The organism is Oceanobacillus sp. CF4.6, from assembly GCF_051262635.1.
GTDB lineage: Bacteria > Bacillota > Bacilli > Bacillales > Amphibacillaceae > Oceanobacillus.
In genome coordinates this window covers 395,731-417,341 of the sequence record NZ_JBIMEX010000001.1, presented here as the reverse complement: position 1 = coordinate 417,341, position 21,611 = coordinate 395,731, and the positions used below count along the sequence as shown (strand labels likewise).

The window sequence follows — 21,611 nt, the reverse complement described above, 5'->3', positions numbered from 1 at the left end:
GATCTGATAGCTTACAAAAAAGGGGATAATTAAGATGGGATTGAAAAGAAATAAGATTTCAGTAATCGGTTCAGGATTTACTGGTGCAACTACTGCTCTAATGCTTGCTCAAAAAGAACTTGGTGACGTTGTACTCGTAGATATTCCGCAAATGGAAGACCCAACAAAAGGAAAAGCGCTTGATATGGCAGAGGCAGCTCCTGTGCAAGGTTTTGATGCGAAAATTACTGGTACTTCAAACTATGAAGATACAAAAGACTCTGATCTGGTTATCATTACTGCTGGTATTGCACGTAAACCAGGTATGAGCCGTGATGACTTAGTAAATACAAATGCTAAAATTATGAAAGCGGTAGCAAAAGATATTGTTAACTATTCACCGGATACGACAATCATCGTTTTAACGAACCCGGTTGATGCAATGACATACACTGTATTTAAAGAATCCGGATTACCAAAAGAACGCGTTATTGGACAATCAGGTGTACTTGATACTGCTCGATTCCGGACGTTTGTTGCTGAAGAATTAAACCTATCTGTAAAAGACGTTACAGGTTTTGTTCTTGGTGGGCACGGTGATGACATGGTTCCATTAATCCGTTATTCTCATGCTGGTGGTGTACCATTGGAAACATTGATTTCCAAAGAGCGTCTTGAAGAAATTGTTCAGCGAACACGTACTGGTGGGGGAGAAATCGTTAGCTTGCTTGGCAACGGTAGTGCATATTATGCACCTGCGGCTTCATTGACAGTAATGGCTGAAGCAATTCTTAAGGATCAGCGTCGTGTGATTCCTTCCATTGCTTTCCTTGAAGGGGAATACGGTTATAAAGATATCTACCTTGGAGTACCAACAATCCTAGGTGGGAAAGGTATTGAAGAAATTATTGAATTGGATTTAACTGCAGAAGAAAAAGCAGCATTGGATAAATCTGCAGCTTCTGTTAAAAAAGTACTATCGTTATTAAGTTAATTGTAATAGTATTTTTATAAATCTTCGGATGCAGTTCATGTATTCGGAGATTTTTTATACTAAATCCAAGAATTTACGGAAATACTACACTGACTTAGATGTTAAGTTTTTTTAATATTTCTTTATTTATTATACGTTTTTGGATATTAATGTTAAGATATTAATAGAAGAGAGAGAAAAATTAGCTGCTGAAGTTGGGGGTTCTGAATATGAGTCAAAAAATTCTAATTGTAGATGATGAAAAACCGATAGTAACTCTATTAAATTATAATATTGAGAATGCAGGTTTTCAGACTGACGTTGCTTACGATGGACGTGAAGCTGTCCAAAAATGTGAAACGAATGAATATGATTTAATTGTGCTTGATTTAATGCTTCCGGAGATGGATGGGATGGAAGTTTGCAGACATTTAAGAATGAATAAAATTGACACTCCTATACTAATGCTGACAGCAAAAGATGAAGAGTTTGATAAAGTTCTTGGATTGGAAATGGGAGCAGATGATTATTTAACGAAGCCATTCAGTCCGAAAGAAGTGATTGCAAGAATAAAAGCAATCTTACGAAGAAGTAAAAAATCTGCAGAGCAAAATTTTAATTTGATGAAAGTTGGTGCTCTCGTGATTTACCCAGAACGTTATGAGGCAGAGATGAATTCCAATACGATCTCATTTACAAGGAAAGAATTTGAGTTGTTATTCCATCTTGCCAAAAATAAGGGGAAGGTTATATCAAGAGATCAGCTTTTAAGCAGTGTTTGGGACTACGACTTTGTTGGTGACACTCGAATTGTTGATGTACATATAAGTCATTTGAGAGATAAGATTGAACCGAATTCAAAAAAACCTGTTTATATTAAAACGGTAAGAGGGCTTGGCTATAAAATGGAGGAGCCGATTTAATGAAAGATTTATTCTCCAAAGCATTATTACCATATGTATTGGTTATTATTTTGAGTCTACTTGTGACAGGTTTGATTATATGGCAGTCAGAAGGCCACCCTTTTGTTTTAATTGTTCTCTTATTGATTGACATGGTTATCTTTCTGTCAATGTTTTCCCTGCTATTTAATAAATACGTAAAACCGATTCATAAGGCCACACACACCATTAGCCAAATCGTTAAAGGCAATTACAATGTCCGATTTCATAGTTCTGCAAGCGAAGAGATTGGAGCGCTTAGCCTGAAAATCAATTCGCTGGCAAGGAATATGAGTGAGATTTCCATGCAGGAGCAGAGACAGTCTGAACAGTTATCGACAATCATTGATAATATGCAAAGTGGACTCGTATTAATTGATGAGAAGGGTTATATTCACGTCGTAAATCGAAAATTCATATCAATGTTCGGTAAAACGGAGAAAGATTATAAAGGTTACTTGTATTACGATGTCCTTGAAGAAGAAAAATTCCATGATACGGTACAAAAGACATTTCTTTATGAACGTAATATTAAAGAATCATTTACCCATAGATCAGGATTAAATAAATTGCATCTTGAAATAATTGGAGCACCTATTTTTAATGAACGAAGTATGCTAAAAGGTGCAGTATTGGTTCTCTATGATATAACGGAATTAAAAAAATTGGAGAAAACACGTAAGGACTTTGTAGCCAATGTTTCCCATGAACTGCGCACACCTATCACATCAATTAAAGGGTTCTCCGAGACTTTATTGGAAAGCGGTATAAATGATCAAGATACAACGAAGGAATTCTTGACCATCATTCAAAATGAAAGTCATCGCCTTCAACTGTTAATAGAGGATTTATTATCTTTGTCCCGACTAGAAAGAGAAGATTTTCATTTGGTCTTGAATAAGTTCAAGGCTGGAGAGTTAATTGATGAAGTATTACCTGCTCTAAAACATAATGCAGAGCAAAAAGGACTGAAATTTTCTGTCGATATTGATTCCGAATTGACGATGAAAGCTGATAAGGAGCGAATCAAACAAGTAATTATAAACTTGTTGGACAATGCAATTCTCTATACTTCTAAAAATGGCAGTGTGGAATTCTATCTCGGCCATGTCGAGGACTATATCCATATCAAGGTGGCAGACACTGGAATCGGAATTGAACAAAAAGCGATACCTCGAATTTTTGAGCGTTTTTACCGCGTGGACAAAGCACGGAGCCGGAATACAGGTGGTACCGGTCTTGGGTTGGCGATCGTGAAGCATATTGTTGAAGTACATGATGGGAAAATCGAAGTGGAAAGTGAAATTAATAAAGGTACAACCATTCATATTTATTTACCAAAATAAACATCTTCTTATTACAGAGGATGTTTTTTTGTATACTTTTATCCTGCTCGTAAGTCTGTTTTAGGAAATGCATATCATTATTTTTTCATTTCCTTGTAGAGAATGCTAAAATGAGTTAAGGAATCGTTTAAACAGGAGGATAACTTAAATGTCAAAAAAAATGGTATTAATCGATGGCAACAGTATTATCTATCGCGCGTTTTTCGCGTTGCCACTTTTAAATAATGATAAGGGCGTTTATACGAATGCAGTTTATGGCTTTACTACAATGTTATTGCGGATATTAGAAGAAGAGAAACCCACCCATATGCTAGTAGCTTTTGATGCAGGAAAAACCACTTTCCGCCATTCAACGTACAAGGAGTATAAAGGTGGACGGCAGAAGACACCATCTGAGCTTTCGGAACAATTTCCGGTTTTAAAGGAGCTGCTTGATGCATTTGATATTAAACATTATCAACTTGCCCAATATGAAGCAGATGATATTATCGGCACATTGTCCAAGCAAGGTGATAATGAAGAGTGGGAAGTAACCGTTATTTCCGGGGATAAAGACTTACTTCAGCTTGTCTCTGAACAAGTTACGGTTCATGTGACAAAAAAAGGAATTAGTGATGTTGAAAAATACACTCCTGATTATATGGTTGAAAAAATGGAAATAACACCAGAACAAATCATTGATTTAAAAGCATTGATGGGAGATAGTTCGGATAACATTCCAGGCGTGCCGGGTGTAGGCCAAAAAACAGCAACCAAGCTTATTAAGCAATATAACACTTTGGAAGAAGTATATAATCATCTTGATGACGTGAGCGGAAAGAAATTAAAAGAAAACCTGACCAATCATAAAGAAGATGCTTATATGAGTAAGGAACTCGTAACAATCAATCGCGATTCTCCGATTGAAATTTCCGTTGACAATATTACATATGACGGTTTTGAACAGTCAAAAGTCAGTACGGCGTTTAAAGATCTTGGATTCCTGTCATTGCTCAATCGTGTATCTGATGGGGTGGAAGAGGAACAAGAAGCAAGTACAGAAATGAAAGATATTTCATTTACTATTGTTGAAGAAGTGATCGAAAGTATGTTTATTGGTAATGAATCACTTGTTGTTGAAATGATTGGGGAAAATTACCATCAGTCAACGATTGACGGATTTGGAATCGTCAATGAAAGTGGAGCATATTTCATTCCAACTGAAATCGCAATAAATTCCGATATATTTAAAACATGGGCAGAAGACGGTTCAAAGACGAAGCGTGTTTTCGATGCGAAGAAAACAATGGTTGCTCTTCTAAGGAACGACATTCACATTCAGGGAATCACCTTTGATATGTTTCTGGCTTCTTATTTACTCAACCCGGCAGAAAATAATCATGATATACCCGCCATCGGAAACCGAATGGGGAAAAAGGATGTATTATTCGATGAAGAAGTGTACGGGAAAGGAGCAAAATTAAAAGTTCCAGATCTTCCAGAACTTGCTGAACATGTCGTCAGAAAGACAACTACATTATATGTATTAAAAGATGAAATGGAAGAACGATTAAGAGAAAATGAGCAGTATGGATTACTGAAAGAACTAGAAATGCCGCTTGCCTTAATCCTCGGGGAATTGGAGCATCTCGGAGTTCAGGTTGATATTAGCAAATTGGAAGAAATGGGTGTAGATTTAAAAGACCGTTTAAATACGTTAGAGAAAGAAGTTTATGAGTTGGCAGGGGAGAATTTCAACTTAAACTCACCGAAACAACTTGGTCCTATTTTATTTGAAAAATTAGGTCTTCCCGTTATTAAGAAAACAAAAACTGGTTATTCGACTGCCGCAGATGTTCTGGAACAACTGCAAAACGACCATGAAATAATACCGAAGCTACTCCTATATCGTCAGCTAGGAAAACTTCAATCCACCTATATTGAAGGATTATTAAAAGTAGTTAAAAAAGATACAAACAAAATTCATACCCGATTTAATCAAGCATTGACTCAAACCGGCAGACTAAGCTCTATTGAACCTAATCTGCAAAACATTCCAATCAGGCTGGAAGAAGGAAGAAAGATTAGACAGGCATTTGTACCGGCTAAAAAGGACTGGATTATGTTTGCTGCCGATTATTCGCAAATCGAATTACGTGTACTTGCACATATTGCAAACGATGAAAAACTCGTAGCGGCATTCAAAAATGATTTGGATATCCATACCCAAACTGCAATGGATGTTTTTCATGTGGAAAAAGATGAAGTTACATCCAATATGAGAAGACAAGCGAAAGCAGTAAACTTTGGAATCGTGTATGGTATTAGTGATTATGGACTTTCCCAAAGTCTAGGAATTACAAGAAAAGAGGCCAAAAACTTTATTGAACGCTATTTCACAAGTTATCCAGGTGTGAAAAAATATATGGAAGAAATCGTTCAGGAAGCAAAGCATAAGGGCTATGTAACGACTCTCATGAACAGACGCAGATACTTGCCGGAAATTACAAGCCGCAATTTCAATCTCAGAAGTTTCGCCGAGCGTACTGCAATGAATACCCCAATTCAAGGTAGTGCAGCAGATATCATTAAAAAAGCAATGATTGATTTACATTGGAAATTGAAAGATGAAAAGCTTCAGGCAAGAATGCTGCTTCAGGTTCACGATGAACTCATTCTTGAAGCTCCAAAAGAAGAATTAGAAATCTTGAAAGAAATCGTACCAGAAATGATGGAAAATACCGTAGAATTAAATGTGCCATTGAAAGTGGATTATGAATATGGTAGCAGCTGGTTCGATGCAAAATAAGGAGAAATTCACACATGCCAGAGTTACCGGAAGTAGAAACAATAAAAAACACATTAAAACGATTTGTTTTAAATAAAACAATCGAAAAGGTAGATATCTATTGGCCGAACATTATTAAAGAACCCGATGATACAGAGCATTTCAAGGTCCTGCTTCAAGGACAAACAATTCGTGACCTTTCCAGAAAAGGGAAATTCCTAATGTTTTATCTCGATGACCATGTATTGATTTCCCACCTGCGAATGGAAGGGAAGTATAGTGTCCATCAATCCATTGAACCAGTGAAAAAGCATACCCATGTCATTTTTACGTTTACAAATGGTGAAGAGCTCCGTTATAACGATGTAAGGAAATTTGGTACGATGCACGTATATGCGAAAGGCCAGGAATTTGCGAACAAGCCATTAAAGCAGCTAGGACCAGACCCCTTCGATGATACATTTACATTTGACTATTTTTATCAAAAGCTGAAAAAAACAGACCGTTTTATTAAAGCAGCTCTCTTGGACCAAACGATTGTTACAGGACTTGGTAATATTTATGTCGACGAAACATTGTTTAAAGCTGGAGTTCACCCTTTGAAAAGGGCAAGTAAATTAACAAAGAAAGAAGTTAAATCCATTCAAGAGCAGGCAATTGTTACTCTTGAAGAAGCGGTTAAGGCTGGAGGAACGACCATTCGATCCTATGTAAACAGCCAGGGAGATATGGGAATGTTTCAGCAGGAATTATTTGTATATGGACAGGATAAAAAGGCTTGTAAAAAATGTGGTACGGAAATAACGAAAATGAAAGTTGGGGGACGAGGAACACATGTATGTCCAACTTGTCAAAAAAGCTAAAAGAGGTGAAGGTTCATGTCTCTATGCATCGGTTTGACCGGAAGTATTGCTAGTGGAAAAAGTACGGTATCTCTCATGTTTGATGATTTCAACATTCCCGTGGTGGATGCGGATAAAATTGCAAGGACTGTTGTTCAACCTGGTGAGAAAGCCTATGAGAAAGTCGTTGAAACCTTTGGCGAAACGATTTTAAGAGCTGATAAGACGTTAGATAGGCAAGCATTAGGTGCAATCATTTTTGCAGATAAATCCAAAAGAGAACTTTTAAATAGTATCGTGCATCCAGCTATACGCGAAACAATGTTGTATCAAAGGGATGCTTATTTTAAAGCTGGAGCGAAATGTGTCGTGCTGGATATCCCTTTATTATTTGAAAGCAAGCTAATCGATTTTGTAGATCGAACCATCGTTGTATTTGTTGATGCGTCTGTACAGCTTGAAAGATTGATGGAACGGGATCAATCTACAGCGGAAGAGGCCATGCAACGAATTCAATCTCAGATGCCACTGAAAGAAAAAGTGAAGTTGGCTGATGCAGTAATCGATAATAACGGCTCAAAATCAAGTTCCTACGAACAATTGGAAAAACTGTTAAAAAATTGGACCGTATTATAAAAATGAGGGACTGGATAAATGGAATAATTCCATTATACGGTTCTTTTTTTATAAAAAAGCTGTATGGATGTCCATTTTATAAAAAACTTAGAAAAATTGTGATATATGCCAAACACTTTTTAAACCTAATGTGTTATACTAATTAATATAAAAGTAAACAAAAGTATAACATATATGGGAGGAATAAGTTTCTTATGAACAAAACTCGTGTGGCCATAACTGGATTTGGAAGAATCGGACGAATGGTGTTCCGTCAAGCAATTACGGATAACCAATTAGAAGTCGTAGCAATCAATGCAAGCTACCCTCCTGAAACACTTGCACATCTAATTAAATATGATAGTGTTCATGGTATTTTTGACGGGGAAGTGAAAGCGCTTCAGGATGGAATCGAAGTAAATCAAAAAAAAGTAAAGATTGTGAACTCGAGAGAACCGGAAAAACTTCCTTGGGCAGAATATGAGATTGATGTAGTTATTGAAGCAACGGGCAAGTTTAAAACAAAAGAAAGTGCGGGGTTACATCTGGAGGCAGGGGCAAAGAAAGTTGTTATCACAGCACCGGGGAAACAAGTAGATAAAACAATTGTAATGGGAGTAAATGAAGCAGCCTATATACACGAAGAAGATCATGTCATTTCTAATGCTTCCTGCACCACGAATTGCCTTGCGCCTATTGTAAAAGTATTGGATGATAATTTCTCTATTATTAATGGTCTGATGACAACCGTACACGCATTTACAAATGACCAGAAAAACTTGGATAATCCACATAAAGATTTACGTCGTTCACGTGGTTGTACACAATCCATCATACCTACAACGACTGGGGCTGCAAAGGCCTTAAGTGAAGTTTTACCCCATTTAAAAGGAAAACTTCATGGTATGTCATTACGTGTTCCAACTCCAAATGTCTCGCTTGTTGATTTAGTCGTGGATGTAGAGAAATCCGTGACGGTGGAAGAAATCAATCAAGCATTTAAAGTTGCTGCTGAAAGTGAACTCAAGGGAATTATTGATTTTTCGGAGGAACCATTAGTATCGATTGATTATACAACAACGGACTTTTCAGCAACCATTGATGGATTATCCACAATGGTTATGGAAGGAAACAAAATAAAAATAATTGCTTGGTATGATAATGAATGGGGTTATTCCAAACGTGTTCTTGATTTAACAAAACACGTAGGAAGCTATATGTTTCATCATGAAGCAATAATATCATAATCATAGATTAGATGAACACCTGTTTCGATTAAAAAATCGAAACAGGTGTTTTTAAATATTACCAACTAGAGGATTTCTTTGAAACATGTTAAAATGAATAGTAATAGATATGCATGGGAAACAATGCAGGTTGGGGTGCGAAATATGTCATTTAGTGAAATGCTTAAAAAATATTTTAACAATCATGCAGAGACTGGAGAAAAACATTGGGATACTTCTCTACGAACACATTATTATAAAACTAGTAAAGACAAAGCTTTGGCTACATTGGAAAATTTTTTTTCGAACAGTACGGACTTCGAAGTAAAAGCTATATCTGCTGAACATGGTGAAATGAGTGTAGTCAGTAAGAAAGGTAAAAAGGTTTTTGTTGTTGCAACGGTTATTATGGTTCGACCTTATCATACAGCTATTGATTTTTCAGTAACTACGGAATCATTACTGCCCTTTGATTTTGGGTACAGCACGAAACTCATCAACCAATTATATACACAGGTAAATAGAGAGTTACCACTGATCAAAGATAAACATATGTAAATATGAAAGCCAGGATGAATGGGGTTGAACAAAATGCGATGTTCCAATTGCCAAAACAAGAATACGAAAGTACTGGATTCACGTCCTATTGAAGAAGGGCGATCGATTCGTAGACGCAGAGAATGTGAGAAATGCGGCTTTCGTTTTACAACATTTGAGCGGTTTGAGGAAGTACCTTTAATTGTCGTAAAAAAAGATGGAGTAAGACAGGAATTTTCCAGAGAAAAACTGACAAGAGGATTGATTAGAGCGTGTGAAAAAAGACCGGTTGCACTTGAGACAATCGAATCTCTAGCACTGGATGTGGAGAAAGCATTAAGAAATCAAGGTTCTTCTGAAGTATCCAGCAATGATATTGGAGAATTGGTGATGGAAAGATTATCCAAGGTCGATGAAGTATCGTATGTTCGATTTGCTTCCGTTTATCGTCAATTTAAAGACATTACTGTTTTCCTGGACGAGCTTAAAGACATTATCAATACAGACAAAAACAGCAAATAATCGTTACTTCGTACAAAAGGGTGTGATAAACATGAATTATATAGGACGAATTTTGCCGGTGGACGGCTATATTGTACATCAAAAAGAATATTTGCCGGTAGACTACGCCAGGTCACTGACCCATTTATATCAACCATTGATAGGGATACAGGCAGTGTCACTTTACCAGACCCTTTTGCATGATATGGAACTCCAACAGGATTTTTCACCCCAGACGCATCACTCATTGATGAATTACTTAAATCTCCCGTTGGATGAAATCTATCAGTCCAGACTTAAGCTTGAAGGAATCGGTTTGTTAAAAACATTTAAACAGAACTGGGAGTCGAATGATCTGTATACATATGAGCTGCAGAGCCCATTTGCACCTGATAAATTCTTTAAAGATGCAATGCTTTCCCAATTGTTGTTTCACCATATTGGGGATCAAAAATTTAACATGTTAAAAAATCGTTACTTAAAAGCTGCTGTTACGGATCGCGGAGAGAATATAACGGCTGTTTTTAGTGAGGTTTTTCAGACGTTTACCCCGTCCGCTAAAGCATTGGAAGGAATCCCGAAACAGGAATCAGCTACGGAAGAATTAAATATGGATTTCTCCTGGATGGAGCAAATGCTCAAACAACGTATGATTCCTGCAGGGAAGGTACTTACTTCCACAAATCGCAGACTGATTTATCAAATGATGGTGCTTTATGATTTGGAAACGCATGAAATCGACAAGTCGGTTTTATGGGCATTAAACGATGAAAATCTACTCGATACAGAAGAATTTAAAGTAGCCTGCCACGATTTGTTTAAGGCGAAAAATAATAATAAGACAATCAGACTGACGGAGATGGTTCAGACTGTGAAAAAGGAACCAGCAGAAGTACCGACGACGAAAGAGGAAATGCTTATTCAGGAGTTGGAGATAATATCACCGAAGCAGCTTCTAGAGGATTTATCCAGTGGGAAACATGCATCGGAACAGGACATGAAAGCAATTCGCGAAGTTATGACAACTCAAGGATTACCGGCGCCGGTGATGAATGTTCTTATACACTATGTACTTTTACAGTCAAATATGAAGCTGTCAAAAGCATATTTGGAAAAGATTGCAAGTCATTGGTCGCGAGCTAATATTAAAACAGCAAAAGAGGCAATGGTGTTTGCGAAAAAAGAGCAAGAACGTTTCCAAAAAGATATGAAACGAAAGTCAAGCTACAGCAAAAAGCAAAATTCCAAAGAAGTTGTTCCCGATTGGTTTAAAGAAAGAAAACATAAACAGACGAAGCAACCGGAAGTAAGCAATAGCATGAATATATCCAAAGAGCAGGAAAAGATTGCTGCCCGACTCAGACAATATTCCAACGGAAACTAAACGAATCATGTGTTAGGATGGTTAAATTGAAACCAATACAGTCTTCATTAAAATCATGGATGAAAACAAATGAAAATTTCAAAGAAAATTACGTGAAAATAAAACAAGAAGTGTTGAACGACCCAGAAATTAGTGAATTTCTAACATTGCATCCGCAACTTACGCAAGCTGAAATAAATAAAAGTCTGATTAAACTTTATGAGTACAAAACACAGGTAAAACAATGTGATCAATGTGGATCCTATCGAGCATGTAAAAATATGATACCGGGCTATTCACCAGTGCTTCATGTGGAGAATGACGAGATTCGTTTGTCCTATGAAAAATGTCATAGTAGAGTGATGTATGAAAAGGACCAGGAGAAGCAGAAATTAATTCAAAGTCTATATATGCCCAAAGAAATACTTCAGGCAAGCTTTTCGGATATAGCGAATGATGAGACGAGGATTACAGCAATTGCAGAGCTTTTGGACTTTTTAGATCAGGCTAAAACAGATCTCCCTCGTAAGGGTGTTTATTTTTACGGACAATTTGGTGTTGGAAAAACGTACCTTTTAGGTGCACTTGCCAATGAACTGAAAAAATTCAATATATCATCTACGTTAATTTATATGCCCGAATTTGTACGTGAAATTAAAGGTTCGTTCAAGGACGACTCTGTTAATGAAAAGATTGATTATTTTAAGAAAGCAGATGTCTTGATGTTGGATGATATCGGAGCTGAACTTCAATCTGCATGGTTCCGGGATGAAATTCTTGGTTCGGTTCTTCAATATCGGATGATGGAACGTCTGCCGGTCTTTTTTACGTCTAATTATGATTTGGACCAACTTGAAGTCCAGCTCGCTACAACAAAGAGTGGAGTAGAAACAGTAAAAGCTGGAAGAATCATCGAACGGATTAAACAAGTCAGTAAAGAAGTGAAAATCGAAGGACATAACCGTCGATTGTAAAAACAAAAGTGTAAGTGCCGTATAATATATAATTGTAAAAGCCTGAGGGATAGGTACCACATCTCTCGGTTTTTTTTATTTTTTAAAACAATTGCTCTATTCGCTTAACCACTTGCATACGTTTAAATAGAAGGCAGCTATCATCAGTTACAACAGCAAGTAATAACGCCCAAACAAAACTACTACGGAAAATACTTGCTAGATTAGGAAGATTAATCATTTTTTATACAGATTGTCCATATAATGTAACAGTTTGGTCGTGGATGAGGGTGATAATTATTGGTGGAGGTATTTTTTGAATCGAATAAAGAAGTAATCAGTTTTTGTGAGCATTTATTTCGTAAACATCAAAAGATTGAGCTAATTTGGAAAACGGATGAGAAATGGGGCAATCATCTGAAATTTGTGGAGAAACTGCCCAAAAATGAATTGGTGGATATGATTGCTGGTACGATGGTAGATGTTTTTATGACACACCGGTTAAGAACAATGATTAAACGCATTATTACGGATTATTATTATTATAGCGAGCATGAGGAAATTGAACGGATTCATGACTTAACGCATTGGATCATTACCGGAGAAGACGAAGAAAGTAAACGATTAAGAAGTAATAAAGATCAACATTTAATTCTGAAAACCTTATTTATTGCAAATTTGAAAGAAAGTTTTGAGTTCCACTTTGACTCGATTGTCAATTTTCGTTTAAAACATTTCAAAGATCAGCTAATTTCTTTTGTGGGACTTGCAATTGACGAATTCAAAAGAGAAGAAGATCATCAGGCGTTTCTTGATATGGTCCGTGCATATGTTATAAAAAAGAAACCAGGATTACCAGTTATCCATATTTTGCAAGGGAATTCATTTGCTTTTTTTAAAGAGAATGGAAAGCGATTGACCACTATCGAGTTACGGGTATTAATGAAAAAGGAACCATTATATATTGTTGGACTCCATGATAATGAGTTTAATCTTGCTCCGCTAATTGCGATGGCTCCTGAAAAATTAAAAATATATGGTGACGATCCATCAGAACCGAAAACACTAACGGTCATCAATGTTTTTCAGGAAAAAGTAGATTTTCAACCAATCAGCAATTTTCCTTTTCCTTATTATTTAAATAATGATTAACATTGGACTTGATTTTACTTATATGACGGTCTATAATACTCATTAAATACTTATTAGAAACGTCAATCGTTTAAATCAAAAGTAATGATAAGGACAATATTATTTGTCAAAGCATAATTAAGAGAGGGAAGTCAGTGGCTGAAAGCTTCCTATATGCAAACAAGTAATTACCACCTTTGAACTCTGTCAGTGAAATAACAGTAATTGACAGCGTATCTTCTGCGTTAAAGAATAATGAAGCCGTAAGATTTTTGCGGGAATTAGGGTGGAACCACGATGTATAAAACGCCGTCCCTTTGCAGTAAGTGCAGAGGGATGGGCGTTTTTTTAATTTGTTTTATATTGAAGGAGAGATTAGCATGGCAGAAGAAATTGGAATTATATTCCCTGACGGAGCTGAAAAGGGTTTTCCGGCGGGAACAACTGGAGAAGAGGTTGCGGCATCGATTTCTCCGGGATTGAGGAAACAGGCTTTGGCGATAAAATTGGATGGCCAGCTCGTTGACTTAAAACGTGAATTGAACCATGGTGGGAAGATTGAAATCATAACGTATAAAAGTGATGAAGGGATAGAAGTGGTACGTCACTCTACTGCCCATTTGTTAGCACAGGCAATCAAACGTCTGTATAAAGATGTTAAGTTTGGCGTAGGTCCTGTTATCGAGGAAGGCTTTTATTATGACATCGATATGGAAGAATCATTGACTCTTGAAGATCTGCCGAGAATTGAAAAAGAAATGAAGCGAATTGTGGATGAAAACCTAGAGATCAAACGGGTTGAAGTATCACGTAATGAAGCAAAAGTAAGATTCCAGGAAATTGGAGACGATTTGAAGCTGGAACTAATTGATGCTATTCCTGAAGATGAGCAAGTGACTATTTATGAGCAAGGTGAATTCTTTGATCTTTGCCGTGGTATTCACGTTCCATCTACAAGCAAAATTAAAGCTTTTAAGCTATTGAGCATCTCTGGAGCATACTGGCGTGGAGATAGCAATAATAAACAGTTGCAACGGATCTATGGTACTGCTTTTGAGAAAAAGGCACAGGTAGAAGATTATTTACAATTACTCCAGGAGCGTAAAGAGCGTGATCATCGTAAGTTGGGAAAAGAACTGGATCTATTTACTGTCTCCCAAAAAGTTGGTCAGGGTCTACCACTATGGCTACCAAAAGGAGCAACAATCCGACGCAATATTGAGCGCTATATTGTCGATTTGGAAGAACGTTTAGGCTACAGCCATGTTTACACTCCTGTACTTGGAAGTGTGGAACTTTATAAAACAAGTGGACATTGGGATCACTATCAGGAAGATATGTTCCCAGTCATGAAAATGGACAATGAAGATTTGGTTCTTCGCCCTATGAACTGTCCGCACCATATGATGGTCTTTAAAAACCAACTATGGAGCTACCGTAATCTTCCTGTACGTATTGCAGAACTTGGTACAATGCACCGTCACGAAATGAGTGGGGCGCTTGCAGGACTTCAGCGGGTTCGTGGAATGACACTGAATGATGCACATATCTTTGCCCGTCCGGACCAATTGAAGCAAGAATTCATTCGTGTTGTGGAACTTGTGAAGAAGGTATATGAAGATTTTGGTATCGGTGACTACTATTTCCGTTTGTCCTACCGTGATCCAGAAGACAAAGAAAAGTATATTGAAAATGATGCGATGTGGGAAAAAGCACAGGCAATGTTGAAAGAAACAATGGACGATATGGGGCTTGATTATGTGGAAGCAATTGGCGAAGCTGCGTTCTACGGTCCAAAACTTGATGTACAGGTGAAAACCGCATTGGGTAAAGATGAAACGCTATCCACGGTTCAATTGGATTTCCACTTACCAGAACGTTTTGATTTAACTTATATCGGTGAGGACGGAAAAGAACATCGTCCAGTCGTTATCCACCGTGGAGTAGTGTCAACGATGGAGCGTTTTGTTGCCTTCTTGATTGAAGAATATAAAGGTGCATTTCCGACATGGCTCTCACCCGTTCAGGTAAAAGTAATTCCAGTATCTCCACAGGTTCATTTGGATTATGCAAAAAAAGTCGAGGAAAAACTCCGCTTCCAAGGTATACGTGTGGAAATGGATGAGCGTGACGAAAAGATTGGTTACAAAATCCGTGAAGCACAAACGCAGAAAGTTCCATTCGCACTCGTTCTTGGGGATAAGGAAATTGAAGAAGATGCAGTTAATTTCCGCCGGTATGGGGAGCAGAAAACAGAAACACTCTCTTATGTTGATTTTGAAGCATTGATTATTGCAGAAATTGCTGAGAAACAACTTCGGAAATAAAAGGCAATATCAATTCATATAGCGTTCTTAAATAGATGAATTATTTTGAACGCTGCTTTATTTAGTACTCTAGCTTTTCATTTATGAGATTATATGTTAGTGTAGTCAAATAGGAAAGATATGCATGGAGGAAAAATCTTGATTTGACATAGATTTACTCTCATGATATACTAGTAAAGTTGAAAATTAAATGATCTAAAGACAAGTAGGAGCACCCGCTTCTCACCTGATTGACGCCTTCATGGCAGTTAACTGGTTCCAACTTTTTTATAAATTATTGGAGATGTGTGGGTGCAATATTGTACCCACACTTTTTTAATTCAAAAAAATTGCTTGTCAATGATAGATCAGTAACAAAAATATTTGGAGGTGGCTGGCTATTAGCAAGGATATGAATGTCAATGAGAAAATTCGTGCGAGAGAAGTACGACTTATCGATTCAAATGGTGATCAGCTTGGAGTTAAAACACGTCAGGAAGCATTAGAAATTGCAACAACACGCAACTTGGATTTAGTGATGGTTGCTCCGACAGCGAAACCACCAGTGTGTCGCATCATGGACTATGGTAAATTCCGATTTGAACAGCAAAAGAAAGAAAAAGAAGCGCGTAAGAAACAAAAAGTCATCAATATAAAAGAAGTCCGCTTTACACCTGGAATCGGCGATCATGATTTCGAAACGAAATTGAAGAATGCCCGTAAATTCCTTGAAAAAGGGGATAAAGTGAAAGCAGCGGTTCGTTTCCGTGGACGTGCAATCACGCATAAAGAACTTGGACGTGAAGTGTTAGATCGCTTCTCTGACGAAGTGAAAGATATTGCGACGATTGAAACAAAACCAAAAATGGAAGGCCGTAACATGTTTATGATGGTCGCTCCAATCAATGAAAAGCAATAAAAATATTTACTCGATGAATTATTAGTACAAGGAGGAAATTAGTATGCCTAAAATGAAAACTCATAGTGGTTCAGCAAAACGTTTTAAAAGAACGGGATCTGGAAAATTGAAAAGATCTCATGCTTACACCAGTCATATGTTCGCAAACAAATCTCAAAAGCAGAAACGTAAATTGCGTAAAAGCGGAGTTGTATCTTCTGGAGACTACAAACGCATCAAAGCAATGATACCTAAATAAGCAAAATAAAATTTAACGATTAAATTCGGATCTACAATTGTATTGAATTGTACTAGGAGGGAATTATTATGCCACGTGTAAAAGGTGGAACAGTAACACGCAAAAGACGTAAACGCGTCCTTAAATTAGCAAAAGGTTATTATGGTTCAAAAAGTACGCTATTTAAAGTAGCAAAACAGCAAGTAATGAAATCAGGTCAGTATGCTTATCGTGACCGCAGACAGAAAAAACGTGATTTCCGTAAATTGTGGATTGCTCGTATTAATGCTGCTGCTCGTTTGAACGATATTTCTTACAGCAAATTAATGCATGGTCTTAAACTTGCAGGAATCGACATCAACCGCAAAATGTTGTCAGAACTTGCAATTAATGACGAAACAGCATTTACTCAAATAGTTGGTCAAGCTAAAGAAGCACTAAAATAATTTAAAATGAAGGACCAAATCCGATTGTTGCATGGATTTGGTCCTTTTTTAAAATCGCTCTTCTCGAAATTAATAGGAGCATACGTTTAAAAATCAGTATCAACTAACGCTAGGGTTGTGAAAAAGGAGAGTATCATGGAAGACTTAAATGCTATCATATTGTATTTTATTGGAGTAAATATGGCAGGTTTTATACTTATGTATATTGATAAACAAAAAGCAATTAAACAAAAGTACCGGATACCTGAGCGAACATTTTGGGGACTTGCTGTTCTAGGCAGTGCTATCGGAACTTACATTGGAATGAATTTATTTCGACATAAAACAAAACACCGTTCATTTGTAATCGGTATGCCTATTCTTATAGTGATTAATATTGCTCTCATCACTTATATTTTATTCTTCATGTCATAAAGGCTCGTCTCCTGTCATATACATGTACCAAGAAGACATCGTCCTGCCACTAGATGATTTACTGTATGTAAATGTGAAGGAGGTGGATTATGGAGTTTTTCGGGAACTACTTAATGACATTCATTGAGATGGGAGGATTATTTTCACCACTACTGTTCATCGTTTTTCATCTGTTGAGACCACTATTATTCCTACCCGTCGTGTTCATCTGTATCTCAGGAGGTATTCTTTTTGGTCCGGTGGCAGGCACCATTTATTCGATTGTTGGAATTACGTTATCAAGTATAATATTTTATACGGTGATTGGATGGATGCCACAATCGCTTAATCGCCTCATGCATGTAAAGCAGAAATTGCTGGGTAAGCATTCAGAATTAACAACCTCACAGGTTACATTGCTTAGGTTGGTCCCATTTATACACTTTCACCTTTTATCACTATGTTTGATTGAAGTTTCTACAAGCTTTAAAGAGTACACGAAATCATCTTTATTATCCAATATTCCGTTTGTAATTATTTATACATCCATTGGTGGATGGCTTTCTAATCTTACTCCTTTCTATCTCTTCGTCTTTCTAATCGCCTTATTGCCTTTCATTTATATTTTAAGAAGAAAAGAAATCATTATTAAATGGCAGGATTTCTTTCCGGTACAGGAAACGCAAAAACACGCATCTATTAAAGTATAGATGCGTGTTTTTTTGCTGCTTTTATTCCATATCGGTTAGTATCAGCTGATTTATGGGATGTTTCCATGTGACTTTAGCGTATGGGTAAAGTAATAAAATTTCTTTTTCTAAGAAATAGAGGTCATCTCTTGTAAATCCACGCAGTTCGATTGGGTCACGCACGGTGACATGGATATCAACTACTTCAAATGACTCTTCCGTTGTTCCTAAGTATTTCTCACCCTCAAATAGGCATCCTTTATATACAAGCTGCAGGTTCTTCTTATCGTTATTGTTATCATTAAGAAGGAAGAATTCATTGGATTCTTTGGCAATTTGCAGTCTTCTTTCCGGTTTTCTTAGATATTGGATCCACGTATAGACGAGGAGAACCAAAGCAATAAGAATGAGTATACGAAATAAAATGATGACCATTTCTATCTTCTCCCTGTTTTTTCCTATTGGCTATTCATACGGAATAGAATGTGAATAGGTTTCACTTTTTTAAAAATTTCATGATACAATTATAATAACGAAAATAAGAGGTGGGAAATCATTGAATTGGGATAAATTATTTACGATGCAAAAACAGTTGGATACATATATTGAAAATAATCATGATTTAAGTAAGACAGATGTTTTTCAAGAGAAATACTTAGCATTACTCGTTGAACTGGGGGAGCTCGCCAATGAAACGAGATGTTTCAAATTTTGGAGCCATAAGCCACGAAATGAAAAAGCTGTCATTCTCGAAGAATATGTCGATGTGATTCATTTCATTCTCTCACTCGGTTTGGAAAAAGGATTCAGCTATGAAACAATATCATGGGAAACTATTCCCCATACTGAAACAGAACAATTTAATGCGGTATTTGAAGCTGCTGTTATTTTTAAACATGATACGACAGAGGCCAATTATGTGAACCTATTTATAACAGCGTTGCAGTTGGCTGCAATTCTTGGATTCACTGAAGAGGATATACAGCATGCATATATAAAGAAAAATGAGATAAATTATGAAAGGCAGAATCAAGGTTACTAACACTTTGTTGTTTAAAAGATACGCGTTATACTTAATGTAGTATTTAAATAAGGAGGTTTTTACATATGACAAATTTAGACGAAACATTAACGATGCTAAAAGATTTAACGGATGCAAAAGGTATTCCGGGAAATGAAAAAGAAGTAAGAGAAGTGTTCGAGAAATATATTAGTCCATACGCAGATGAAATGAAAATGGATAACCTTGGCAGTTCAATTGCTAAAAAGACTGGGAAGGAAGACGGACCAAAAATCATGGTAGCTGGTCACCTGGATGAAATTGGCTTTATGGTTACCCGTATTGATGATAAAGGTTTTATCTATTTCCAGACTGTTGGCGGCTGGTGGAATCAGGTAATGCTTGCACAGCGTGTAACAATTATGGGGAAAAAAGGTGATGTTACAGGTGTGATTGGATCTAAACCACCACATGTCCTTTCAGCTGAAGCCCGAAAGAAGCCATATGAAATTAAAGATATGTTTATTGATATTGGTGCTTCAAGTAAAGAAGAAGTGGAAGAATTTGGTGTAAAACCAGGTGATTCGGTCGTACCATATTTTGAATTTACTCCAATGAAAAATGAAAAATTACTACTTGCAAAGGCCTGGGATAACCGTATTGGCCTTGCCATTGCTATTGAAGTGCTTAAACAACTAAAAGGTGCAGAACATCCAAATGTTGTTTATGGAGTTGGGACGATTCAGGAAGAGGTCGGCTTACGTGGTGCAAAAACTTCTGCACAAGCTGTTAAACCTGACATCGGATTCGGTGTAGATGTAGGAATTGCAGGGGATACACCGGGAATCTCTGACAAGGATGCAGATAGTAAGATTGGAAAAGGTCCTCAAATCGTGTTGTATGATGCATCAATGGTTTCCCATAAAGGACTACGTGATTTCGTTGTAAAAACAGCAGATGAAAATAATATTCCTTACCAGTTTACATCAATGGCCGGAGGTGGAACTGATTCAGGGTCGATTCACCTAACTGGCAATGGTGTGCCTTCATTATCCATTACTGTTGCAACACGTTATATTCATTCACATGCAGGAATTCTTCACCGTGATGATTTCGAAAATGCAGTAAAACTAATTGTAGAAGTGATCAAAAAAATGGACGCAGAAACAGTAAAGGAAATTGTTTTAGCATAAGTAGGATTAGACCAGCAGAAAAGATCGCTGGTCTTTCTTATTTTACTTTTATAGAACGATTACTTACTATTTGACAGTTACTCACCATTCATGTTATATTTATAATTAATTAAAGATACCTTAATTAAAAATAATGAAAATTACCAAGCCAATGGAGGAATCATAAATGAATGGACTAAAAGGAATGCATCATGTAACTGCGATTACGAGTAGTGCTGAAAAGAACTATGAATTTTTTACATTTGTTTTAGGAATGCGATTAGTGAAGAAAACCGTTAATCAGGATGACATTCAAACCTATCATCTATTTTACGCGGATGACAAGGGGAACGCAGGTACGGATATGACTTTTTTCGATTTCCCTGGGATACCAAAAGGCGTTCATGGAACAAATGAAATTTCAAAAACATCTTTACGTGTACCAAGTGATGCCGCTTTGGATTACTGGGTGAAACGTTTTGATCGACTCGAAATAAACCATGCTGGAATTAAGGAACAGTTTGGTACAAAAACATTGTCATTTGTAGATTTTGATGATCAGCAATACCAACTAATATCAGATGAGAATAATAAAGGACTTGCGTCAGGAACTCCTTGGCAGGATGGGCCAATCCCACTAGAATATGCAATCACAGGGTTAGGACCGATTTTCGTTCGTATTTCACAATTTGATTATTTTAAAGAAGTACTGGAAAAAGTATTATTATATAAAGAAATAGCGAGCGAAGGTTCTTACCATTTGTTTGAAGTCGGTGAAGGTGGAAATGGAGCCCAAATCGTTGTTGAACACAATACAGTACTTCCAATGGCACAACAAGGATATGGCACGGTTCACCATGCAGCATTATGTGTGGATGAGCGTACTGATTTAGATGAATGGATGAATCGCATGCATAGCTTTGGATTCCAGACTTCAGGCTTTGTGGATCGCTTCTTCTTTGGATCCCTCTATTGCCAAGTTGCGCCACAGATTTTATTTGAGTTTGCAACAAAAGGTCCAGGATTTATGGGGGATGAGCCATACGAGACACTTGGTGAGAAATTATCATTGCCACCATTCCTTGAATCAAAACGGGAACAAATTGAAGAGAAAGTTCGCCCAATCGATACGGTAAGAAGTACGATTCATTTTGAAAAAGAATAGAAGTAAATAGATAAGCTCCTTACCTAAAACGAATAAACCAAAAAAGGAAACTCTTCTAAATTAGAGTTTCCTTTTTTGGCAAGTAAGAAAGTATAAACTTTCTTACTTGCATAAGTGCAACTAAAGGCTT

22 protein-coding genes and 2 other annotated features are annotated in these 21,611 nt (G+C 36.9%); of the genes, 21 read left to right on the top strand and 1 reads right to left on the bottom strand.

Annotated elements, in window-relative coordinates; all coding sequences use genetic code 11:
• Positions 1–34 precede the first annotated feature (34 nt).
• From mdh to ACHABU_RS02175, 18 genes are all read left to right on the top strand, one after another.
• On the top strand, positions 35–973 hold the full coding sequence (gene mdh / locus ACHABU_RS02260) for a malate dehydrogenase (RefSeq protein ID WP_435761816.1): 939 nt from the start codon (positions 35–37) through the stop codon (positions 971–973).
• 209 nt (positions 974–1,182) lie between these two features.
• On the top strand, positions 1,183–1,875 hold the full coding sequence (locus ACHABU_RS02255; RefSeq protein WP_435761813.1) for a response regulator transcription factor: 693 nt from the start codon (positions 1,183–1,185) through the stop codon (positions 1,873–1,875).
• Positions 1,875–3,239, top strand: coding sequence for a two-component system histidine kinase PnpS (gene pnpS / locus ACHABU_RS02250; protein WP_435761811.1), 1,365 nt, complete (start codon positions 1,875–1,877; stop codon positions 3,237–3,239). The genes ACHABU_RS02255 and pnpS overlap by 1 nt, the downstream gene beginning before the upstream one ends.
• A 148-nt stretch (positions 3,240–3,387) precedes the next feature.
• Complete coding sequence (polA, locus tag ACHABU_RS02245; RefSeq protein WP_435761809.1) at positions 3,388–6,027, top strand: DNA polymerase I; 2,640 nt, start codon at positions 3,388–3,390, stop codon at positions 6,025–6,027.
• A 14-nt stretch (positions 6,028–6,041) separates the two neighbouring features.
• On the top strand, positions 6,042–6,869 hold the full coding sequence (gene mutM / locus ACHABU_RS02240; RefSeq protein WP_435761807.1) for a DNA-formamidopyrimidine glycosylase: 828 nt from the start codon (positions 6,042–6,044) through the stop codon (positions 6,867–6,869).
• A 15-nt stretch (positions 6,870–6,884) separates the two neighbouring features.
• Positions 6,885–7,484 (top strand): dephospho-CoA kinase, encoded by a 600-nt coding sequence (gene coaE / locus ACHABU_RS02235; protein WP_435761805.1) that lies wholly within the window; start codon positions 6,885–6,887, stop codon positions 7,482–7,484.
• 194 nt (positions 7,485–7,678) lie between these two features.
• Positions 7,679–8,710 carry a glyceraldehyde-3-phosphate dehydrogenase gene (locus ACHABU_RS02230; protein ID WP_435761803.1) on the top strand — a complete coding sequence of 344 codons (1,032 nt, stop codon included), beginning with the start codon at positions 7,679–7,681 and terminating at the stop codon, positions 8,708–8,710.
• A 78-nt stretch (positions 8,711–8,788) separates the two neighbouring features.
• A complete protein-coding gene (locus ACHABU_RS02225) occupies positions 8,789–9,247 on the top strand; it encodes a cytosolic protein (RefSeq protein WP_435761801.1) in 459 nt (152 codons plus the stop codon).
• Positions 9,248–9,280: 33 nt separating this feature from the next.
• Entirely contained in the window at positions 9,281–9,748 is a 468-nt protein-coding gene (nrdR, locus tag ACHABU_RS02220; RefSeq protein WP_435762338.1) for a transcriptional regulator NrdR, read from the top strand.
• 31 nt (positions 9,749–9,779) lie between these two features.
• Entirely contained in the window at positions 9,780–11,111 is a 1,332-nt protein-coding gene (locus ACHABU_RS02215) for a replication initiation and membrane attachment family protein (RefSeq protein ID WP_435761799.1), read from the top strand.
• Positions 11,112–11,137: 26 nt separating this feature from the next.
• The gene (gene dnaI, locus ACHABU_RS02210) at positions 11,138–12,064 is read left to right on the top strand and encodes a primosomal protein DnaI (RefSeq protein ID WP_435761797.1); all 927 of its coding nucleotides are present in this window, start codon (positions 11,138–11,140) and stop codon (positions 12,062–12,064) included.
• 282 nt (positions 12,065–12,346) lie between these two features.
• Positions 12,347–13,195 (top strand): putative sporulation protein YtxC, encoded by an 849-nt coding sequence (ytxC, locus tag ACHABU_RS02205; protein ID WP_435762336.1) that lies wholly within the window; start codon positions 12,347–12,349, stop codon positions 13,193–13,195.
• A 75-nt stretch (positions 13,196–13,270) separates the two neighbouring features.
• Positions 13,271–13,494, top strand: a binding site (T-box leader).
• A gap of 60 nt (positions 13,495–13,554) precedes the next feature.
• Positions 13,555–15,501: a threonine--tRNA ligase gene (thrS, locus tag ACHABU_RS02200; protein ID WP_435761795.1), complete on the top strand. Its 1,947-nt coding sequence runs from the start codon at positions 13,555–13,557 to the stop codon at positions 15,499–15,501.
• Positions 15,502–15,698: 197 nt separating this feature from the next.
• Positions 15,699–15,824 (top strand) — a sequence feature (ribosomal protein L20 leader region).
• Between the two features lie 68 nt (positions 15,825–15,892).
• Positions 15,893–16,399, top strand: coding sequence for a translation initiation factor IF-3 (gene infC, locus ACHABU_RS02195; protein ID WP_379495082.1), 507 nt, complete (start codon positions 15,893–15,895; stop codon positions 16,397–16,399).
• Between the two features lie 43 nt (positions 16,400–16,442).
• The gene (gene rpmI, locus ACHABU_RS02190) at positions 16,443–16,637 is read left to right on the top strand and encodes a 50S ribosomal protein L35 (protein WP_435761792.1); all 195 of its coding nucleotides are present in this window, start codon (positions 16,443–16,445) and stop codon (positions 16,635–16,637) included.
• A 68-nt stretch (positions 16,638–16,705) separates the two neighbouring features.
• Positions 16,706–17,062, top strand: coding sequence for a 50S ribosomal protein L20 (rplT, locus tag ACHABU_RS02185; protein WP_435761790.1), 357 nt, complete (start codon positions 16,706–16,708; stop codon positions 17,060–17,062).
• A 135-nt stretch (positions 17,063–17,197) separates the two neighbouring features.
• Positions 17,198–17,476: a DUF1294 domain-containing protein gene (locus ACHABU_RS02180; RefSeq protein WP_435761788.1), complete on the top strand. Its 279-nt coding sequence runs from the start codon at positions 17,198–17,200 to the stop codon at positions 17,474–17,476.
• Between the two features lie 89 nt (positions 17,477–17,565).
• Positions 17,566–18,165: a TVP38/TMEM64 family protein gene (locus ACHABU_RS02175; RefSeq protein WP_435761785.1), complete on the top strand. Its 600-nt coding sequence runs from the start codon at positions 17,566–17,568 to the stop codon at positions 18,163–18,165.
• Between the two features lie 21 nt (positions 18,166–18,186).
• Here the strand turns inward: ACHABU_RS02175 and ACHABU_RS02170 are convergent, their stop codons facing one another.
• Positions 18,187–18,579, bottom strand: coding sequence for a sigma-w pathway protein ysdB (locus tag ACHABU_RS02170; protein WP_435761783.1), 393 nt, complete (start codon positions 18,577–18,579; stop codon positions 18,187–18,189).
• Positions 18,580–18,700: 121 nt separating this feature from the next.
• Here ACHABU_RS02170 and ACHABU_RS02165 point away from each other — a divergent pair, with 121 nt between their 5' ends.
• The 3 genes from ACHABU_RS02165 (at position 18,701) to ACHABU_RS02155 (ending at position 21,481) form a co-directional block, all read left to right on the top strand.
• Positions 18,701–19,186 (top strand): dUTP diphosphatase, encoded by a 486-nt coding sequence (locus tag ACHABU_RS02165; protein ID WP_435761781.1) that lies wholly within the window; start codon positions 18,701–18,703, stop codon positions 19,184–19,186.
• Between the two features lie 65 nt (positions 19,187–19,251).
• On the top strand, positions 19,252–20,337 hold the full coding sequence (locus tag ACHABU_RS02160) for a M42 family metallopeptidase (RefSeq protein WP_435761779.1): 1,086 nt from the start codon (positions 19,252–19,254) through the stop codon (positions 20,335–20,337).
• A 166-nt stretch (positions 20,338–20,503) separates the two neighbouring features.
• A complete protein-coding gene (locus ACHABU_RS02155) occupies positions 20,504–21,481 on the top strand; it encodes a ring-cleaving dioxygenase (RefSeq protein ID WP_435761776.1) in 978 nt (325 codons plus the stop codon).
• The last annotated feature ends 130 nt before the right edge of the window (positions 21,482–21,611 follow it).